15 protein-coding genes are annotated in these 16,639 nt (G+C 63.1%); 7 read left to right on the top strand and 8 right to left on the bottom strand.

Features of this window, described 5'->3' with window-relative positions:
- Positions 1-115: 115 nt before the first annotated feature.
- Positions 116-877: a metallophosphoesterase family protein gene (locus XW59_RS27780; protein ID WP_047148860.1), complete on the top strand. Its 762-nt coding sequence runs from the start codon at positions 116-118 to the stop codon at positions 875-877.
- A 25-nt stretch (positions 878-902) separates the two neighbouring features.
- On the opposite strand, the gene XW59_RS27775 is transcribed toward XW59_RS27780, so the two are convergent.
- The 8 genes from XW59_RS27775 to XW59_RS27740 all read right to left on the bottom strand — a co-directional run bounded on the left by XW59_RS27775 (position 903) and on the right by XW59_RS27740 (position 9,459).
- The gene (locus tag XW59_RS27775; protein WP_047148861.1) at positions 903-3,281 is read right to left on the bottom strand and encodes a polysaccharide biosynthesis tyrosine autokinase; all 2,379 of its coding nucleotides are present in this window, start codon (positions 3,279-3,281) and stop codon (positions 903-905) included.
- Between the two features lie 80 nt (positions 3,282-3,361).
- The gene (galU, locus tag XW59_RS27770) at positions 3,362-4,255 is read right to left on the bottom strand and encodes a UTP--glucose-1-phosphate uridylyltransferase GalU (RefSeq protein WP_047148862.1); all 894 of its coding nucleotides are present in this window, start codon (positions 4,253-4,255) and stop codon (positions 3,362-3,364) included.
- 54 nt (positions 4,256-4,309) lie between these two features.
- Entirely contained in the window at positions 4,310-5,248 is a 939-nt protein-coding gene (locus tag XW59_RS27765; protein WP_047148863.1) for a glycosyltransferase family 2 protein, read from the bottom strand.
- Positions 5,248-6,243, bottom strand: a complete 996-nt coding sequence (locus XW59_RS27760; RefSeq protein WP_136068531.1) for a glycosyltransferase family 2 protein — start codon at positions 6,241-6,243, stop codon at positions 5,248-5,250. The genes XW59_RS27765 and XW59_RS27760 overlap by 1 nt, the downstream gene beginning before the upstream one ends.
- Positions 6,244-6,260: 17 nt before the next feature.
- Positions 6,261-7,442 (bottom strand): glycosyltransferase, encoded by a 1,182-nt coding sequence (locus tag XW59_RS27755; RefSeq protein ID WP_047148864.1) that lies wholly within the window; start codon positions 7,440-7,442, stop codon positions 6,261-6,263.
- A 242-nt stretch (positions 7,443-7,684) separates the two neighbouring features.
- Positions 7,685-8,023 (bottom strand): hypothetical protein, encoded by a 339-nt coding sequence (locus XW59_RS27750; protein WP_047148865.1) that lies wholly within the window; start codon positions 8,021-8,023, stop codon positions 7,685-7,687.
- A gap of 34 nt (positions 8,024-8,057) precedes the next feature.
- Complete coding sequence (gene galE, locus XW59_RS27745) at positions 8,058-9,035, bottom strand: UDP-glucose 4-epimerase GalE (RefSeq protein ID WP_047148866.1); 978 nt, start codon at positions 9,033-9,035, stop codon at positions 8,058-8,060.
- Between the two features lie 184 nt (positions 9,036-9,219).
- The gene (locus XW59_RS27740; RefSeq protein WP_136068533.1) at positions 9,220-9,459 is read right to left on the bottom strand and encodes an exopolysaccharide production repressor exox; all 240 of its coding nucleotides are present in this window, start codon (positions 9,457-9,459) and stop codon (positions 9,220-9,222) included.
- Between the two features lie 615 nt (positions 9,460-10,074).
- Here XW59_RS27740 and XW59_RS27735 point away from each other — a divergent pair.
- The 6 genes from XW59_RS27735 (at position 10,075) to XW59_RS27710 (ending at position 16,629) form a co-directional block, all read left to right on the top strand.
- Positions 10,075-10,752 carry a sugar transferase gene (locus XW59_RS27735; RefSeq protein ID WP_047148868.1) on the top strand — a complete coding sequence of 226 codons (678 nt, stop codon included), beginning with the start codon at positions 10,075-10,077 and terminating at the stop codon, positions 10,750-10,752.
- Between the two features lie 124 nt (positions 10,753-10,876).
- On the top strand, positions 10,877-12,124 hold the full coding sequence (locus XW59_RS27730) for a polysaccharide biosynthesis/export family protein (RefSeq protein WP_047148869.1): 1,248 nt from the start codon (positions 10,877-10,879) through the stop codon (positions 12,122-12,124).
- 57 nt (positions 12,125-12,181) lie between these two features.
- Positions 12,182-12,994, top strand: coding sequence for a family 16 glycosylhydrolase (locus tag XW59_RS27725; protein ID WP_047148925.1), 813 nt, complete (start codon positions 12,182-12,184; stop codon positions 12,992-12,994).
- A 51-nt stretch (positions 12,995-13,045) separates the two neighbouring features.
- A complete protein-coding gene (locus XW59_RS27720; RefSeq protein WP_052958559.1) occupies positions 13,046-14,548 on the top strand; it encodes a lipopolysaccharide biosynthesis protein in 1,503 nt (500 codons plus the stop codon).
- Entirely contained in the window at positions 14,545-15,450 is a 906-nt protein-coding gene (locus tag XW59_RS27715; RefSeq protein WP_047148871.1) for a polysaccharide pyruvyl transferase family protein, read from the top strand. Before XW59_RS27720 ends, XW59_RS27715 begins: the two co-directional genes overlap by 4 nt.
- A 153-nt stretch (positions 15,451-15,603) precedes the next feature.
- Positions 15,604-16,629 (top strand): ABC transporter substrate-binding protein, encoded by a 1,026-nt coding sequence (locus XW59_RS27710; RefSeq protein WP_047148872.1) that lies wholly within the window; start codon positions 15,604-15,606, stop codon positions 16,627-16,629.
- Positions 16,630-16,639: the final 10 nt, after the last annotated feature.

The raw sequence follows: 16,639 nt of genomic DNA, 5'->3' as shown, positions 1-16,639 counted from the left end.
GCGGTGACGCGATGTTGCGTCGCACCCTTCCTTGTCGCGCGCTTGGCGTATAAGCCGGGTAAGAAACGGCGGCCCTGAACGGAATCGCCACACAGACGGAGACAGGCAGCGCAACGTGTTCTTGCGGAAACTCAACCCTTTCGCCCGCCAGACCCGCGAACGGATCACGCTCGATCTCGACGACACGCTTGTCTATGCAATCGGCGACGTTCACGGATGTCTTGCCGAGCTCCTTTCCCTCGAGGAAAAGATCGTGGCCGATGCGAGGAGCTTCACCGGTCGCAAGCTGATGATCCTGCTCGGCGACTATGTCGATCGCGGGCCCGAATCCGCCCGCGTGATCTCGCATCTGCTTCATGTCGCGCCGGAAGGTTTCGGCCGCATATGCCTGGCCGGCAATCACGACATCGCGATGCTGGACTATCTGGAAGGCCGTCTGGGCCTCGATATCTGGCTTTCGATGGGCGGCCTGCCGACGCTCTTTTCCTATGGTATCGACCCGGATCATCTGGCGAGGGTCTTCCGCAAGAGCAGCGAGATCGACAGCCACATCCGCGCCAACATCCCGGCCGCGCATGCCGGTTTCCTGCGCTCGCTTCCCGTTATGGTGAAGTCGCAGCGGTTCGTCTTCGTGCATGCCGGCATTCGTCCCGGTATTTCTCTCGATGCCCAAAGCGACGACGATCTCGTCACGATCAGAAGCGAATTCCTGAATGCCCGGCTCTCGTCGGACAAATGGATCGTTCACGGGCATACGCGCGTACGCGACCCGCGGCCGCTCGGCCGCCGCTTCGGCATCGACACGGGCGCTTTCGAGAGCGGGCGGCTGACCGCCCTGCGCATATACGGCTCCCGCGGACGGCTGATCTTTTCGTGACACGTGACGGCTCACAGGCTGACCCTCAGGAGGGCTCCTTCTCCCGGGTTTCGGTGTTGTCGAGGTAGTAGCTCGAATATCTGCGCAGGAACTGTTCGGAGCTGCCGAAGGATCCATATCTGGGCAGGGAGGCGAGCTTCACCTTGTTGAGGACCACGCCGAGCACCTTGTTGGCGATGCGCGGCTCGGATGCGAGCGTCGAGCGCACCACGGCACGCGGCGTGCGGCCCCATTCCACCACCACCACGAAGCCGTCCGCGCAGGGTTCGAACGCCTTGGCGTCGACCACGGGGCCGAGCGGCGGCAGGTCGACGATGATGTGCTCGAAGCTTTCCCTTGCCTGCTCGATCAACTGGTGCATGCCCGGCGAGGAAAGCAGCTCGCTCGTATGCGAGAACTGGCCGCGCACCACCGCCGGCAGGATGGCGAGATTGGTCTGCCGGTCGTGCTTGAGGAGCGAGCGCCAATTCTGCAGGTTCACCACCGCTTCCATCAGGCCCGCCTCGGATCTTATGCCGAGGCCGCGCGTCAGGCCGGGATTGCGCAGATCGGCGTCGATGAGCAGCGTCCGCGAATTGTTCAGTGCCAGCAGCTCGGCCAGATTGGAGGCGACCGTCGACTTGCCCTCGCCGGGCAACACCGACACCACGCCGATCACCTTGCTGCGTGAATTCTGAAGCACCACGTCGCCGGCGATCTTCGCGTTGCGCAGGCTCTCCGCGAACATCGAGGCGGGCGCGTCCACGGTGACACGCATACGCGCCCTGCGTTCCATCAGCGCGGTCGCCCGCTCGGCCTTCTTGCTGTCCGGCGATGCACCGGGCGCTGCCGGCGTCTTGCCTTTCACCTCCGCCCTTCCGATCAGGGGCAGATAGCCGAGGAACTTCATGCCGAGCTGGTCGCGCACGTCCTCGCCGGTGCGGAAGAAGCGTTCGTTGAATTCGTTGAGCGCTCCGAGGGCGCCGCCGAGCATGCCGCCGAGAATGAGGGCGATGCCGAGCACCATCGAAGTCCGCGGGCTCGTCGCGGCCTTGGGCGTCGTGGCTTCGGAGATCACCCGGACCTTGGCAATCGGGAAGGACTGCTTCTGCTGAGTCTCCTCGTAGCGCGAGAGGAAGGTCTGGTAGAGCGCACTGAGCGCGGACGCCTGCTGCTCCAGTTCGCGCAGCACGACACGCGACTGGTTCGCCTCCGCGCTCTCGCCGCGCGCGTCGGACAGCGTGCGGCGCAAAGCGGTTTCGCGAGCCTGCGCAACCTCGAAATCGTTGCGGTAGCTTTCGGTGAGCTGCTGCAGCTGCGCATATATGGATCGCGTCAGCTCCGCCTGCTCGCGCCGCAACGCAACGGCCTGCTGGTGATCCTCTCCATAATTCCTGGTGATTTCCTGTTCACGCCGGGTGACGTTGAGATAGCGCTCCTTGAGCGTCGCGATGGTCGACGTCGGAGGCTGGTCCGACGTGATCGCGACATTGCCGACGGCTTCCGCCGAACCGGCATCGACGATCGCCTTGTATTGCTGGTACCGGGCCTGCGTCTTCGCCGTGTCGGCCTGCGCCTCGATCAACTGGCCGGTGAGTTCGGTGAGCTGCTGCTCGGTCAGGAGCTGGCCCTGCGACGCAGACAGACCGTGCTCCGCGCGGTATTTTTCAACCTCGAGGGCGGCGTTCTGGGAGCCGGCGCGCAATTCGTCCAGCCGGTCGCGAAGCCATACGGTCGCCCGCTCGGAGGCTTCGTAGCTGGCGTCCAGCTGATGCGACAGATAGGCGTCGGCATAGGCGTTGGTGATTTCGGCCGCGAGTTGCGGGTCGTGCGATTGATAGGCGACCGCCACCACGAAGGTGCGGCCGACGCGATTCGCCACGACATTCTTCTGCAGGAGCTCGATCGCATATTGCCGGGTCGCGGCCGCCTTCATCGCCGCGAGGGTCTCGGCGTCGTAATCCCCGTCGTTCGCCTCCGGTTGCGAGCGCAGGTATCCAACGAGACCCCTCAGGCCGCCCACGATCCGCCCGAAGAGGGAGGAGGGCGGGTTCATGAAGTTCTCGTTCTCCGTCAGGCGCAGATGGTCGACCACGTTTCCGGCCAGCCGGGAGGAAGTGAGGATCTCGATCTGGCTGAGCACCGCCCCGTCGCTCTGCATGTTGAGCGGCGTGGTTTCCGCGTCCTCGGTGATCCGGCTCAGACCTTCGTCGATCAGCACGCGTGCGACCGCCGTGTATTTCGGCGGCGTCGTCTGCAGGTAGACCACGCCCAGCAGGAGCCCGATGACCGCGCAGACGATGACGACCTTCGCCTGCCGCAACGCCATGCGCAGCAGGCGCTCGATGTCGATCAGATCGTCATTGCGCTCCCCCGGGGGCTGTGCCGGCATTTTGCCGTCGAACGGGAAGCTGGCATAGGTCATCTGCGTTCCAACTCTTCAGGATCGCGCCCCCTCGTCGAAGGGGCGCCGATTTTCCGGTTAAGGGTATTCGAGCGGCCCGATCAGGCCGCGTCGCGGCGGCCGTGGGCGCGGATGAGATCGCCCACCAGCTCCAGGACGGTGCCGCCGATATCGCTGCGCGACAGTGCAAAGGCCACGTTCGCCTCGATGAAGCCTTCCTTGGAACCGCAATCGAACATGCGTCCGTCGAAGGGCTTGGCATAGAATTTCTGGCTGTCGGCGAGCCGCACCATCGCGTCGGTGAGCTGGATCTCGCCGCCGGCGCCGCGCTCCTGGTTTTCGAGAAGATCGAATATCTCGGGCTGGAGAACGTAACGTCCGTTGATGTAGAAATTCGACGGCGCCTTGCCGGGCGCGGGCTTTTCCACCATCTCGGTGACCTCGAAGCCGCTGCCCATAGGTCCGCCGCGACCGACGATGCCGTATTTGTGGGTTTCCGAAGGATCGCACTGCTCGACGGCGATGACGTTGCCCCCGCTCACCGAATAGACGTCCATGATCTCGGCGAGGCAGCCGCGTTTGCCGAAGGAAACCATGTCGGGCAGGAGCAGGGCGAAGGGTTCGTCGCCGATCACGTCGCGCGCGCACCAGACGGCGTGCCCGAGGCCGAGCGGCGCCTGCTGACGGGTGAAGGTCGTGCTGCCGGCTTGCGGCAGGAGACGTTCGAGCGAGCCATATTGCTCGGTCTTGCCGCCCTGCTGCAGCGTGCCCATCAGCTCGGGCACGACGTCGAAGTAATCCTCGATCGCCTGCTTGTTGCGCCCGGTCACGAAAACGATGTGCTCGATGCCGGCCTCGAAAGCTTCGTCGACGGCATATTGGACGACCGGCCGGTCGACCACGGGCAGCATCTCCTTCGGCACCGACTTGGTGGCGGGAAGGAAGCGCGTGCCGAGACCTGCAACCGGAATGACCGCTTTTCTGACCTTCTTCATGAAACGTCCTCTCGATTGTTGTTGAATGGAAGTGAATGATGGCGCGGGCGGTCGTCATGCTGCATGCCGCGTCCTCCCGTCCTGTTTGGGCAGACCGTAGAGCCGCAATTCGCGCAATCCCGCGAGGCCGCCGACGACGCCGAGATGCATAACTCCGCGAAGGATGTTTCGGTTGCGGCGGACCGGCGACACCGCCGTCAGCATCGCGCCCGCCAGGCAGTAGACCGCCTTCGCCGAAGCGGCCGCGAAGTGGCCGGGCACACGCAGCGCCGAGCTTTTGGCCTTGAGCAGATGGCCGTGCGTCTGCCCGATTCGGAAACGTCGCTGCGCCAGCCATTCGAAGCTGGAGCGTGACGGCGGCACGATCTCTTCGACCCAGGCTCGAGGCGCGAAGGCGATGGTGCCGCCGGCGCGGTGGACGAGATCGAAGAACTCCGTGTCCTCGCCGCCGGACTGTCCGCGCTCGAGACTGAACCGACGACCCGCTATACCCGGCGCCGACATGCGCATGAGCACGTTGCAGGTATAGCCGGTGCGGATTTCACCCTTCACCCAGACGGGCAGGGTGGAGTGGAAATCGCCGTCCCTCATCCAGGCCGGCGCCTGGGGACCATAGACGGCGCGGACCGGTCCCAGCACCACGTCGGCGTCGGTTGTCCGTATCGTCTCCAGAAGCTCGGCGATCCAGTGCGGCGTCGCCGTTTCGTCATCGTCCAGGAAAGCGACGTAATCGGCCGAGGAGGCATCGAGACAGCCGTTGCGCGCCAGCGAGATGTTGCGGGCGGGACAATGACGGTAGGTGACGGGCAGGGATATCTCGGCGGCGATCTTCTTGACCAGTTCCTGCGCGGAAGGATGCTCGTCATTGTCGGCGACGATGATCGCGAACTCGTAGCCGGCTGGAAAATTCATCGCCGCGACCGACCTGAGGGCGGCCGCGAGCTCCGGGCGCCTGAAGGTGCAGATGCATATGTCCACGCGGGGCGTCGTCATCAGGCGGCCTGCCGTCGAGGAGATATCGTCATTAGCTGCATCCAGAAGCCCAGCGACCAGGCAAGGTGCATGACCATTGCCGAAACACCTGCCAGTACCAGCTTTGGATTGCTTCGCCGCAGCGCCATGGCCGATGCATAGCCGAGGCAGGCAAACACCCACACCGCGAGCGGAACGGCCGCAACCCAGTGCACGAACCAGAAGGCGGAAAACAGCGACACGGGGAAGACCAGCAGGGGCAGGGCCTGACGAATCCTCGGCATGCTGCGATGCTTCAACATGTTGCGCGCGCGTCCGCGCCCGTAGCCGAGATATTGCCGGAAGAGGCCGCTCAGCGTGTTGCGCGGATAGTAGGTCATCTGCGTGGTGCCGCTGAGCCAGATCCGGTAGCCGGCCGCGCGCAGCCTGTGGTCCAGCTCCGCATCCTCATTATGGCTGAAGGTCTCGTCATATCCGCCGACAGCCCTGAAGGCCTCGATTCGCATCAGCGCGTGATGGCCGTGATCGACCCACGCGCCTGTGGACGCATGCCTGTGCGCCGAGCCGCCGGTGCCCAGACGCGAGTTCTGCGCCGCCGCCGTCGCCTGCTGAACGAGGTCATGCCCTTCCGTCTTCATCGGGACGACGACGGAATCCGCGTCCGTTCGCAGTGCGTCGCGAAGCAGGCGCTCGCAATATTCGTCGGGGTAGCGGCCATGCGCGTCGATGCGCAGGAGATATTCGCAACCGTCGCCGAAACGCTCGACGGCAAGATTGATGGCCGCGCTTTGAAGGCGGCGCGGATTGTGGAGGAACGCGACGCGGGCGTCCTCCGACGCAATCTTTTCCACGATCGCCACGGTTCCGTCGGTGCTGCCGCCGTCGGCGACAACGATCTTCGCATCGAGACGAGCCGTTGCGTCGCGCAGTCTCCCCAGCAGTCCCCCAATGTGGTGGACTTCGTCGAGGCAGGGGATAATGATCAGAACGGATGGCAGCTTCTCGTTTTCGGACATGCTGCGCCCCTCTTTCATCATGGTGAATCCGTTATGATTCCCGCCCCCGCGGGATATGGCCTGGGGGTTTTCCCAAGGGTGCTCAGGCGAGCGACGAGAGCCCTGCAATCGGCAGCGTCATAGGACCATGCGCCCGGCCCGGCGGCGAGCACGCGGGTCCTCATCGCGCCGTGGCTTTCGACGTCGATCGCGCTCAGCGCCGCCGAAATCGCCGCGGGCGTCGCCTCCGGCAGCTCGACGCCGATTCCGCGTTCGCCGACATGGCGAGCGGTTTCAGTCCCGCTCATCGTGATCGGAATCGCGCCGAACCTGCAGCCCTCGTAGAGCCGGTTGGGCAGCAACCACTCGGAATTCTGCCCTTCCTCGAAGAAATCGATCGCCCAGGAGAAATGCACGCCGCCATAGATTTCCGCGATGTCCTCCGGATTCCGGTAAGGGCCGGCAAAGGTGAGATAGGGCTCCGCCTCGACGAAACCGTGAAAATCCGGGAACTCGGAAAGCGCCGGCCTGCCGCGAAGGATGACCTCGTAGCGGCCTTTCTCCGCCCGCGTGAAACGGGCGAGAAGCTCGAGCGACTTCCTGCAACGCAAGGCGCCGAACCAGCCGATGCGCCACGGCGGCGGCGTGTTTGCCGCGCTTCGCGGCGGTGCTGTTTCCGACAGTTCGAGATGCTTGTTCTCCACGAGCTCGATCGGAGCGGAAACCTGCCCGTAACGCTGGAAATAATTCGCCACGAAGGCCGGCGAACTGGTCATCAACAGGCGTGCGTCACGGGCGAGAAGCCGCTCGGCGCCGCGCATGGCCCGGCCCACGACGTCCGGGCGAAGGACGAGCCGGTGGATGTCGAGGCATTCGTAGACGAGCGGCGTTTCGCGCCAGCCGAAAGCCGCCTTGGCCCGTCGGGCGAGCGCGAGCATTTCGAGATTGCGCGCGATGACAAGGTCGGGCTCGGCGAGTTTTCCGAATTTAGACCTGATCGACAGCGCTGCGCCGGCAACCGCAAGCAGCCGCTGCGCGAACCGTCCGTCCTGCGTGGCGCCGAGATCGATCGGGCGAATGCCCTCGATATCGGCGACAGGCTCCTGCGTCCTGCGAAAACCGGCAAGCACGATTTCCGCGCCACCCGTCCTGAGCATCTTGACCCGCCGGCGAACCGCCGGATCGGAAACATCGTGAACGATGTAGAGAATGTGCAGCATGTCACCTGACTGACCATTGTTGCACCCCCTCGCACAAACTGACCCAATTCATTGTGCGTTGCAATATACTTTTGTGCAGCGTAGCAATTGTCAACCGGATCTCGGTGCCTGACGATCACGATGCGACAAGCCTTGCGACAATTGTTTTGCCTGCAAAGCGACGCTACTGGGTGCGCCAAGGTAGCGGAAAGTTGGGCTGCTTTGGGACCAATCGGCGACCAAATCTTGATACCGGGCCGCGTCTAAGTCACGATAAATTTCCGTGCGTATTGCTGGAGCTCTTCCAGCGAACCGAGCTGGCGCGACAGCTCGGCGACGCGGCGTTCATAGTTGATCAGCGTTGCCGCCATGCCGTCGACCTTCGCCGAATTGGCTTGTCCGACCTCGTCATTGCCGACCGCCTCGTCGAGGAAGACGGCGTCGGCGGCGACCGCCTTGTAGCGTTTTTCGAGGCCCGTTTTTTCAGCCGCGACCTCGTCGGAGATCGCCTGGATCGCGGCGGCGAGACGCTGAAGCCGGGCCATGTCCGTTTCCCGGTCGCGGGCGGGATTGCGGGTCTTGAAACCAAAGCCAAGGGCCACGGGCGAACTCCTCTCCGATGCGGTCGCGCGAAGTCTAATGCACATTCGCGCGCGAATGCCACTCCCATGCGCTTCGCACGATCGTGTCCAGATCGCGCTGCGGGCTCCATCCGAGCACCTCGCGGGCCTGGGAGTAGTCCGCCACCAGCATCGGCGCGTCGCCGCGCCGTCGTTCCGCGACCGCTATCGGAAAATCCTTGCCGGAAACGCGCTGGACCGTCGAGAGAAGTTCCTTCACGGTCGTGCCGACGCCGGTGCCGAGGTTGAGTGCCGTGCTCGCGCCGCCGTCGAGAAGGTGCTCCACCGCCCGGACATGGGCGTCCGCGAGATCCATGACGTGGATGAAGTCGCGCACGCAGGTGCCGTCACGCGTATCGTAGTCGTTGCCGAATATGCTGAACCCGTCGCGGCGGCCGAGCGCCGCGTCGATGGCGAGCGGGACGGCATGCGTTTCGGGGTCGTGCCATTCGCCGATACGCCCTTCGGGATCGGCGCCGGCGGCATTGAAATAGCGCAACGCCACCGAACGGAAATTCTCGTAGATATCGAGGTCGCACAAGATCTGCTCGACGATCAGCTTGCTGCGCCCATAGGGATTGATGGGATGCTGCGGATGGTCCTCGCGCATCGGATTTTGCACGGGTTCGCCATAGGTGGCGCAGGTGGAGGAGAAGACGACACGCTTGCAGCCGGCAGCCGCGGCTGCCGCAAAGAGGTTCAGCGAGCCGGAGACATTGTTCTCGAAGAAGCCGATCGGATTCCTGACGGATTCGCCCACCTCGATGAGGGCGGCGAAATGAATCACCGCGGCCGGAGCATATTTGCGAAAGACCTCGTCCAGCCGGGAGCGGTCGCGTATGTCGCCTTCCTCGACCGGTCCCCATTTCACGAATTCCCGGTGGCCGTTAGAAAAATTGTCGTAGACGATGGGCCTGTGACCCCGCGATGCGAGCTCGAGACAGGTGTGCGAGCCGATATAGCCGCCGCCGCCCACGACCAGAATGTCTACCATGATGGGTGCCGCCTTTTCCGGTAAAATGCAGAGAAATCCAGTTTTGCCGCGCCCCGCCGGGGCACGATTGCCGCATCATTTATAGTGCGGCGCAAAAAGTCTGCCACCGTCGGGCCGGCGAGGCAATCGCGGGCGACGGCATCAACGCCGCGATGGGTTCATCGGGAGCGAAGGAGAAATGTTTTCAGGAAGTGGTGTGGCGGGTGGTGAGTTTTTCGCCCGCGCCGACCCTTGCCGAAGGTTCTTGCACCTTCGCGGGGTCTTCTTTCTGGGCCTGCGTCGGCTTCGGCGTCAGCGCAACCATCGCGAGCACCACCAGAAAATAGGCGATCTGCAGCAGAGCCGCGCAGATGACGATGCGCAGCGCGATCGTCCCGATGGAAGCGGAATCGGCATAGGACCACCCCGCGACCACGAGGATCACGAAAACCATCCCGATGACGAATTTGGGCAAGGACATGCGACAGGCCGCTAGTCTTCGTGAGCCCCGTCCGGACGATGGTACATAATCATCTGCCTCCCTTGTCTACGCCAAGACGTAGCCGATCTTTGATTGCGTTTCCCGAGTTTTTCAGCCGCGGAAAGCCAGCAGGCCACCCACATAGCGACAATACATTAAGCAAACCGGGTAGGGCAAGGGAACGGCTTTAACAGCAATAGGAGCGCTGGATGCTGCGCCGCAAAGTGTGAGCGCCCGTGCGGCATGAGGTTCAACTTAGCCGTCAGAAAAGAAATACAATTTTCCGTTACTTTAGCGAAACACGAATAGATTAGCACGTTGTGATTAGTCGATATAAGAATGGGTCACACATTTTGTTTCACCGTATTTCAATATGAGTAATTTCTGATAGCTCTGAAATCACGATATCTTACCGTTTATGACTGAATCGCGGTCATTAGCCCAAATCGTGTGCAATTAGTGCCATCTAATACACACAATTAGCTGGCTGTAGGTTCTGCCCATCGAGTAAATACTATGTTGCGGCGCACCATTTTTTTGTTATGGTCTATGCGCTTTCGCCAACGCTTGGAGTTTCGCATGAAGGGAATCGCCAAGTCGATCAATGTCGGCTTCCAGCCCACCGAGAGAGAACTGCCGCCGGCGCTCGGCGGAGTCGCAAAACGCGGATTGGACATAATAGGCGCAACCTTCGGCCTCATCCTCGTCAGCCCGCTCTTCGTGCTGCTTGCGGTGCTGGTGAAGCTGTCGGACGGCGGCCCGATCTTCTATGGGCATCGCCGCGTCGGCAGGGGAGGCCGCGTCTTCCATTGCCTGAAGTTTCGCACAATGGTCGTGAACGGCGAGCAGGCCCTCGCGACTTACCTCAGGGATAATCCCGAGGCTCGCGCCGAATGGGAAGCGACGCGCAAGCTCAAGACCGATCCGCGGGTGACCCGCGTCGGCGTGGTTCTGCGCAAGCTGAGCCTCGACGAGTTGCCGCAGATCATAAACATCCTGCGGGGCGAGATGAGCATCGTCGGCCCTCGGCCCGTCGTCCACGAAGAGCTCGAGAATTACGGCAATGCCGCGGTCCATTATCTGAAGACGCGTCCCGGCCTTACCGGACTTTGGCAGATCAGCGGACGCAACGACGTCTCCTACGATGCCCGTGTCGAATTCGACAGGCATTACGTGGAGAACTGGTCGCTTGCCCGGGACATCGTGATCATCGTCAAGACCGTGCCCGCCGTCTGCATGTCGCGTGGCAGCTACTGACGCCGATCGCGCCGATCGCCGTGCCGGGCCGCCGGCATGGCCAGTTGTTTTTTTACGAGTGCCGTCAGGGTTCAGAAAGAGAGTGAATGCGATGCAAAATCTCGGAAGGTTTGCGGCATTCGATATGTATAGGGGCCGGGTGGGGTTGTTCGCTTTCGCCGCCCTCCTCGCGGCGACGTTCGTCAGGCCGGCCCATGCGCAGCTTCAGGAATATCACCTCGACACGCAGGACAAGCTCATGATCCGCGTGGTGGAGTGGCAGACCGTCGAAGGCACGTTCCGCGACTGGTCGGCCGTGACGGGCGAATACACCGTCAGTCCCGCCGGAACCCTGTCCCTTCCGCTGGTGGGCGAACTGCCGGCGAGGGGGCAGACGACGGCGGAAGTCGCGGAGCTGATCGCCAAATCCCTGCAGGAGAAGCTCGGCCTTTCGGACCGGCCCGAGGCCTCGGTGGAACTGGCCGAGTATCGCCCCTTCTACATATCGGGCGACGTGCGTGCGCCGGGACAATATCCCTACGCGCCCAATCTGACGGTGCTGAAGGCGATCAGCGTTGCCGGCGGCAGCCGACGCGATGGCGAGAGCACGCGGCTCGAACGCGACCTGCTGAACGCCAAGGGCGGCTACGACGTGCTCGCCGACACGCGCCTGCGGCTTCTGGTGAAGCGCGCGCGAATCGAGGCCGAGATCGGCGGCAAGAAGGAATTCGAGCCTCCGAAGGGCTATGAATCAAACCCCGAGCTTGCGGCTGTCATGGCCGACGAGCAGGCGATCATGACGGCCCGGCAGAGAACGCTGAGCCTGCGCCTCGAGGCGCTGGAAGACCTCAAGCAGCTCCTGCAGAGCGAGATCTCCTCGCTCGAGCAGAAGGTGAAGACGCAGAAGCGGCAGATGGAGCTTGCCAAGGAGGAACTCTCCGGCCTCGGCTCGCTCGCCGACAGGGGGCTCGTGGTCAACACGAGGGTGCTCAGCACCGAGCGCTCGATCGCCGATATGGAAGGCAAGCTGCTCGACCATGAAACCGCGATCCTGCGCGCCAAGCAGGACATCAGCAAGGCTTCGCAGGAAGCGATCGAGATCAGCAACAATATGAGCTCGGACCTCGCGATCGAGCGCCAGCAGGTCGAAGCCGAACTCAACCAGACGGTGCTGAAGCTCGGCACGCAGCGGGGTCTTATCTCGGAAGCACTGAGCCTCTCCGGATCGACGGCGCTCGGCGACGAGGAGATCGCGCTCTCCTTCGCAATCGTGCGCCAGGTCGACGGCAAGTCGCAGGAGATCGACGCATCCGAGAACACGCCGGTGCTGCCCGGCGACGTGCTGAAGGTCACCCGCTCGCTGATGAACGGGCAAGCACTTCCGGGGCAGTGAAATCCGCATGCCCTCAGTGGAAGATCGAACTGAAACAGGCAACGGAGTGAAATGACGATGCAGGCTCGACACGGGACGGAGAAAAACCAGTTTGCCGCCAAAAACGCGTTCAAGGCGCTCCTTCTGATCGGCGCAGGTTGGCTTGCCGGGCCGGGCGTCGCCCTGGCCGAGGAAGGGTCCAAATCCTTCGTCGACGATTTTTCGACCTTCGAGCGCTCGCGCTGGTACGTCTCCGACGGATGGTCCAACGGCAACCATCAGAACTGCACCTGGTCGTCGAACCAGGTGAAGGTGGCTGATAACAAGCTGACGCTCAGCTTCGAAAAGCGCCCCTACAAGGACCGCGAGTATTCCTGCTCGGAAATCCAGACGACGCAGCGGTTCGGCTACGGCATCTACGAAGCGCGCTTCAAGACCGACACCGGCTCCGGCCTCAATGCGGCGTTCTTCACCTATATCGGACCGCAGAGCGGCCAGCCGCATGACGAGATCGACTTCGAGGCGCTGACCAAGGATACTTCGAAGATCGAGGTCAACACCTATGTCGACGGCAAGCCGCATCACGGAAGCAAGATAGACGTGGCCGGCGGCACGGACGGGAAATTCAACGATTATGCGATCGTCTGGGAGCCGGAGCAGATACGCTGGTACGTCAACGGCCAGCTCGTCCATACGGCCAGCGGCCCGACACTGCCCAGCCATCCCCAGAAGATCTTCTTCAGCTTCTGGGGCACCGATACGCTCAACGACTGGATGGGCGCGTTCACCGATCCAGGCCGGCGCGTCGTCTTCGAGATCGATCAGATTTCGTTCACCGAACTGGGCGAAGAATGCCAGTTTCCGGAATCGGTCGCGTGCAATCTTCAATGATTGCCGTGATCCTGTTTCCGCCAGCCGGCGAGGCGCCTGAAGGAAACGCTGTTGCTTGACCGCACCAATGCGCAAGAGGGGGAGCAGAAGGCGGAGTTCGCCCATCTGCGCACCGGCCGTGCGCAGGCTGCCATGCGCGGCATCTTCTGGGCGGCGCTCAACAGCTTCGCGCCCGCGGCCGTGGCGGCCGCGGTGTTCGCGATCACGTCGCGCTATCTCTCGCCGGCCGAATTCGGGCTGGTGGCGCTGGCGGCCAGCATCACCATGCTCGGCAGCGCCTTCGGACCGGGCGGCTTCGGCGAGGCGCTGGTGCAGCGCCAGGACATCGAGGCGAGGCATCTCAACGCCGTTTTCTGGCTGTGCCTCGTCGCGGCGCTGGTGATCTATGGCATGCTTCTGGCGTCCTCGCCCTGGCTCGAAACCCTGCTTGGCGAACAAGGCCTGCGGCCGCTTCTGGCCGTCATCGGGCTGCGCGTGATCTTCGACATGGCGGCGATCGTGCCGAACTCGCTCCTTGCGCGGTCGATGTCGTTCAACAAGCTGGCGATGCGCACGACGATCGCGTCATTTGTCGCGGCCGCCGTTTGCCTTGCCCTGCTCTTCCTGGGCTACGGCCTGTGGGCGCTCGCCATCTCGCAACTCGCGGCATCGGCGGCCGCCTGCGCCGGTTCGGTGCTTTCCGTCAGATGGCGGCCGTCCTTCAGCTTCGACAATGCTGCGCTTCGCGAGGTGACCCGCTACGGCATGTTCGCCTCCGGCCATAGAATCCTGCAGATGGTGAGCGTCGACCAGCTTCTCATCGGGGCGCTGCTCGGAACGGCCGCGCTCGGCATTTTCAGCTTCGCGCGGCGCATCCACCAGCTTCTGAGCGACCTCATCGGCGGCGCCCTGAAGATGGTTTCCTTCACCGTGCTTTCCTCCATGCAGAGCGAGGAGGAGAAGCTGCGCGAGACTTTCTTCTTCGCGACCTTCGCCTCTTCGGCGATGTCGTTTCCAATCTTCGTCGGCCTTGCCGCTGTCGCGACCGACTTCGTGCCGCTGGTCTTCGGCCCGCATTGGCTGGAGGCCGTGCCGGCGCTGCAGGCCTTCTGCCTCGTCGGCCTGCTCACCTGCATCGGCCTTCTGCAGTCCTCGCTGATCAACAGCCAGGGGCGGGTCTCGTGGTGGATGTACTACCAGATCGCCCAGCAGGCAGCGACGGCGTTGGTCGTCCTGCTCTTCCATCGCTACGGCATCACGGTCGTCGCCTTCGCCTTTGCGGCCAAGACCTTCCTGCTCTGGCCGGCAACGGTCTGGATGACGCTCAGGCTGCTGAAAACCGACGCGGTCACCTATCTCGCCGCCTTCGTCGCGCCCACGGTCGCGAGCCTCGCCATGCTCGCGGCCGTCTTCACGATCCGCGGCTACACCGACGGATACGGCCTGGTCGAAACCCTCGCTGCACAAATATCCGGCGGAGCCGCGGTCTATATCGTCGTGCTTGCCGCCTTTGCCCACCGGCGGCTTCTTCAGGCAAGCCGCCTGTTCCTCAAACGGAGGCCCGTTGCCCCATGAAGCTCATCTATTTCAAGGACCACGTCGCCAATTTCGGTGACGAACTGAACACCTACATGTGGCAGGGGCTGCTTCCCGAGGGCTTTCTCGACGAAGACGAGAACGAGCTGTTCATCGGTATCGGTTCGATCCTTTGGGACAATTACCCGAAGCAGCCGCGCAAATATGTTCTCGGCTCCGGCTATGCCGGCTATACCGGCGCTCCCGACGTCCATGACGGTTCGTGGGATGTCGTCTTCGTGCGCGGCCCCCGCACGGCGGAAAGGCTCAACCTGCCGCCTGAAAAGGCGATCTGCGATTCGGCGATCCTCCTGCGTGCGCTCGATCTTCCCGCAGCCTCCGATCCGATCGACGTAGGCTTCATGCCGCATTACGAGAGCCTCGATCGCGGGCTGTGGCGCGAGGCCTGCCGGCTGGCGGGAGTTCGGCTGATCGATCCGACCGATCCGGTCGAGAAGGTCATCTCCGAGCTGCGCGGCACGCGCGTGCTCATCACCGAGGCGATGCACGGCGCGATCGTCGCGGACGCGCTTCGCACGCCCTGGATCGCCGCTCTGCCGATCAATCCGGGTCACCACAAGAAGTGGCAGGACTGGTCCGGCGCGCTGTCGCTTCAGGTGCGACATCACGCGCTGCAGCCTTCCAGCCTGATGGAGCTGTGGGTCGGCATGTCGGGGGGCAGGGGCGATCCGAACGGCCGCTCGGGTCGCCTGAGCAGGAGCGTGCTGGCAAAGCCGGTGAACAGCGTGCTCGCGCATCGCGCCGCCGGCAATCTGCGAAAGCTTGCGCGGCAGGAGCCGCAATTGAGCTCCGACGCAAAGATCGCGGAGGTGACGGAACGCGCGCTTGCCGCCCTGCAGGGCTTCGTCAGCGCGCGTTCGTCGAGGGGCGTCGCTGCCTAGCCACTTTCTCCGGGAGCCTTGGAGGCCCGTCTGGGACAAACCACGCGATCCGCAAGCGCGGCTCGCGTGTTTTTGACCGAAAAGCCGGATTGAAATCGATTTCATTTTCTGATTACAGTCGATTTCACAACGCTTTTCATATGGGAGGATAGAATGCGCAAATTGACTGCACTCGCACTTTCGACCGTGGCGGCGATCGCCGTCACGGCGTTTTCCGCCAGTGCCGCAGACTTCAAGATCGGGCTTTCGAACGGCTGGGTGGGCTCCGAATGGCGCACGCAGATGATCGAGGAAGCACAGGCCGCCGCCGCAGCCTGGAAGGAAAAGGGCCACAATGTCGAGGTCGTGGTGCAGAGCGCCAATGTCGACGTGCCGGGGCAGATTGCCCATGTCCGCAACTTCATCAATGAAGGCGTCGATGCGATCATCATAAACCCCAACAGCCCGACGGCCTTCGATCCGGTCTTCGCCCAGGCCAAGGAAGCCGGCATCCTCGTCATCTCGACCGATGCCGAGGTCTCCTCGCCCGACGCGATCTATGTCGGCATCGATCAGAAGGCGTGGGGTGCGGCCGGCGCGAAGTGGCTGGCCGAAACGCTGGAAGGCAAGGGCAACGTGGTCGCGATCAACGGCGTTGCGGGGCACCCGGCCAACGAGATGCGCGTTGCCGGCTATCGCGAGGTCTTCGCCGAATATCCCGAGATCAAGGTCGTCAACGAGGTGAACGCCAACTGGGATCAGGCGCAGGGCCAGCAGGCGATGCAGAACCTGCTCGCTACTTACCCGGACATCAATGGTGTCTGGGTGCAGGACGGCATGGCCGCCGGCGCCTGGAAGTCGATCATGGATGCGGGCAAGACCGGCGACATCGCGGCCACCGGCGAAATCCGCAAGGACTTCATCGACCTGTGGGTTTCCGACAAGCTGAATTCCGGCGCGTCCGTGAACCCGCCCGGCGTGATGGCGAGCGCGCTGAACGTCGCCGTTCTCATGCTGGACGGTCGCGAGCTCAAGGAACCGGCGACGGCGGGGCAGTATGGCAACGCCATGTACCTGCCTATCCCGTTCATCGATTCCAGCAATCTCGAAGAAGCCGCGAAGGCCGTCGAAGGAAAGCCCGGCTACTATTCCTACACCAGCCAGCTTTCGATCGAAGACGCCGAAGCGCTCTTCAAGTAGGCTCTTCACG

The organism is Aquamicrobium sp. LC103, from assembly GCF_001014615.2.
In the GTDB taxonomy this organism is placed as follows: domain Bacteria; phylum Pseudomonadota; class Alphaproteobacteria; order Rhizobiales; family Rhizobiaceae; genus LBCQ02.
This window is presented reverse-complemented; position numbering and strand designations above follow the sequence as displayed.

What these genes read in the sequence shown, in the direction of transcription:
- XW59_RS27765 (WP_047148863.1), bottom strand. Translation starts at nt 5,248, where the DNA reads ATGACGACGCCCCGCGTGGACATATGCATCTGCACCTTCAGGCGCCCG.
- galU (WP_047148862.1), bottom strand. Translation starts at nt 4,255, where the DNA reads ATGAAGAAGGTCAGAAAAGCGGTCATTCCGGTTGCAGGTCTCGGCACG.
- XW59_RS27760 (WP_136068531.1), bottom strand. Translation starts at nt 6,243, where the DNA reads ATGTCCGAAAACGAGAAGCTGCCATCCGTTCTGATCATTATCCCCTGC.
- XW59_RS27775 (WP_047148861.1), bottom strand. Translation starts at nt 3,281, where the DNA reads ATGACCTATGCCAGCTTCCCGTTCGACGGCAAAATGCCGGCACAGCCC.
- XW59_RS27725 (WP_047148925.1), top strand. Translation starts at nt 12,182, where the DNA reads ATGCAGGCTCGACACGGGACGGAGAAAAACCAGTTTGCCGCCAAAAAC.
- XW59_RS27715 (WP_047148871.1), top strand. Translation starts at nt 14,545, where the DNA reads ATGAAGCTCATCTATTTCAAGGACCACGTCGCCAATTTCGGTGACGAA.
- XW59_RS27730 (WP_047148869.1), top strand. Translation starts at nt 10,877, where the DNA reads ATGTATAGGGGCCGGGTGGGGTTGTTCGCTTTCGCCGCCCTCCTCGCG.
- XW59_RS27710 (WP_047148872.1), top strand. Translation starts at nt 15,604, where the DNA reads ATGCGCAAATTGACTGCACTCGCACTTTCGACCGTGGCGGCGATCGCC.
- XW59_RS27755 (WP_047148864.1), bottom strand. Translation starts at nt 7,442, where the DNA reads ATGCTGCACATTCTCTACATCGTTCACGATGTTTCCGATCCGGCGGTT.
- XW59_RS27735 (WP_047148868.1), top strand. Translation starts at nt 10,075, where the DNA reads ATGAAGGGAATCGCCAAGTCGATCAATGTCGGCTTCCAGCCCACCGAG.
- galE (WP_047148866.1), bottom strand. Translation starts at nt 9,035, where the DNA reads ATGGTAGACATTCTGGTCGTGGGCGGCGGCGGCTATATCGGCTCGCAC.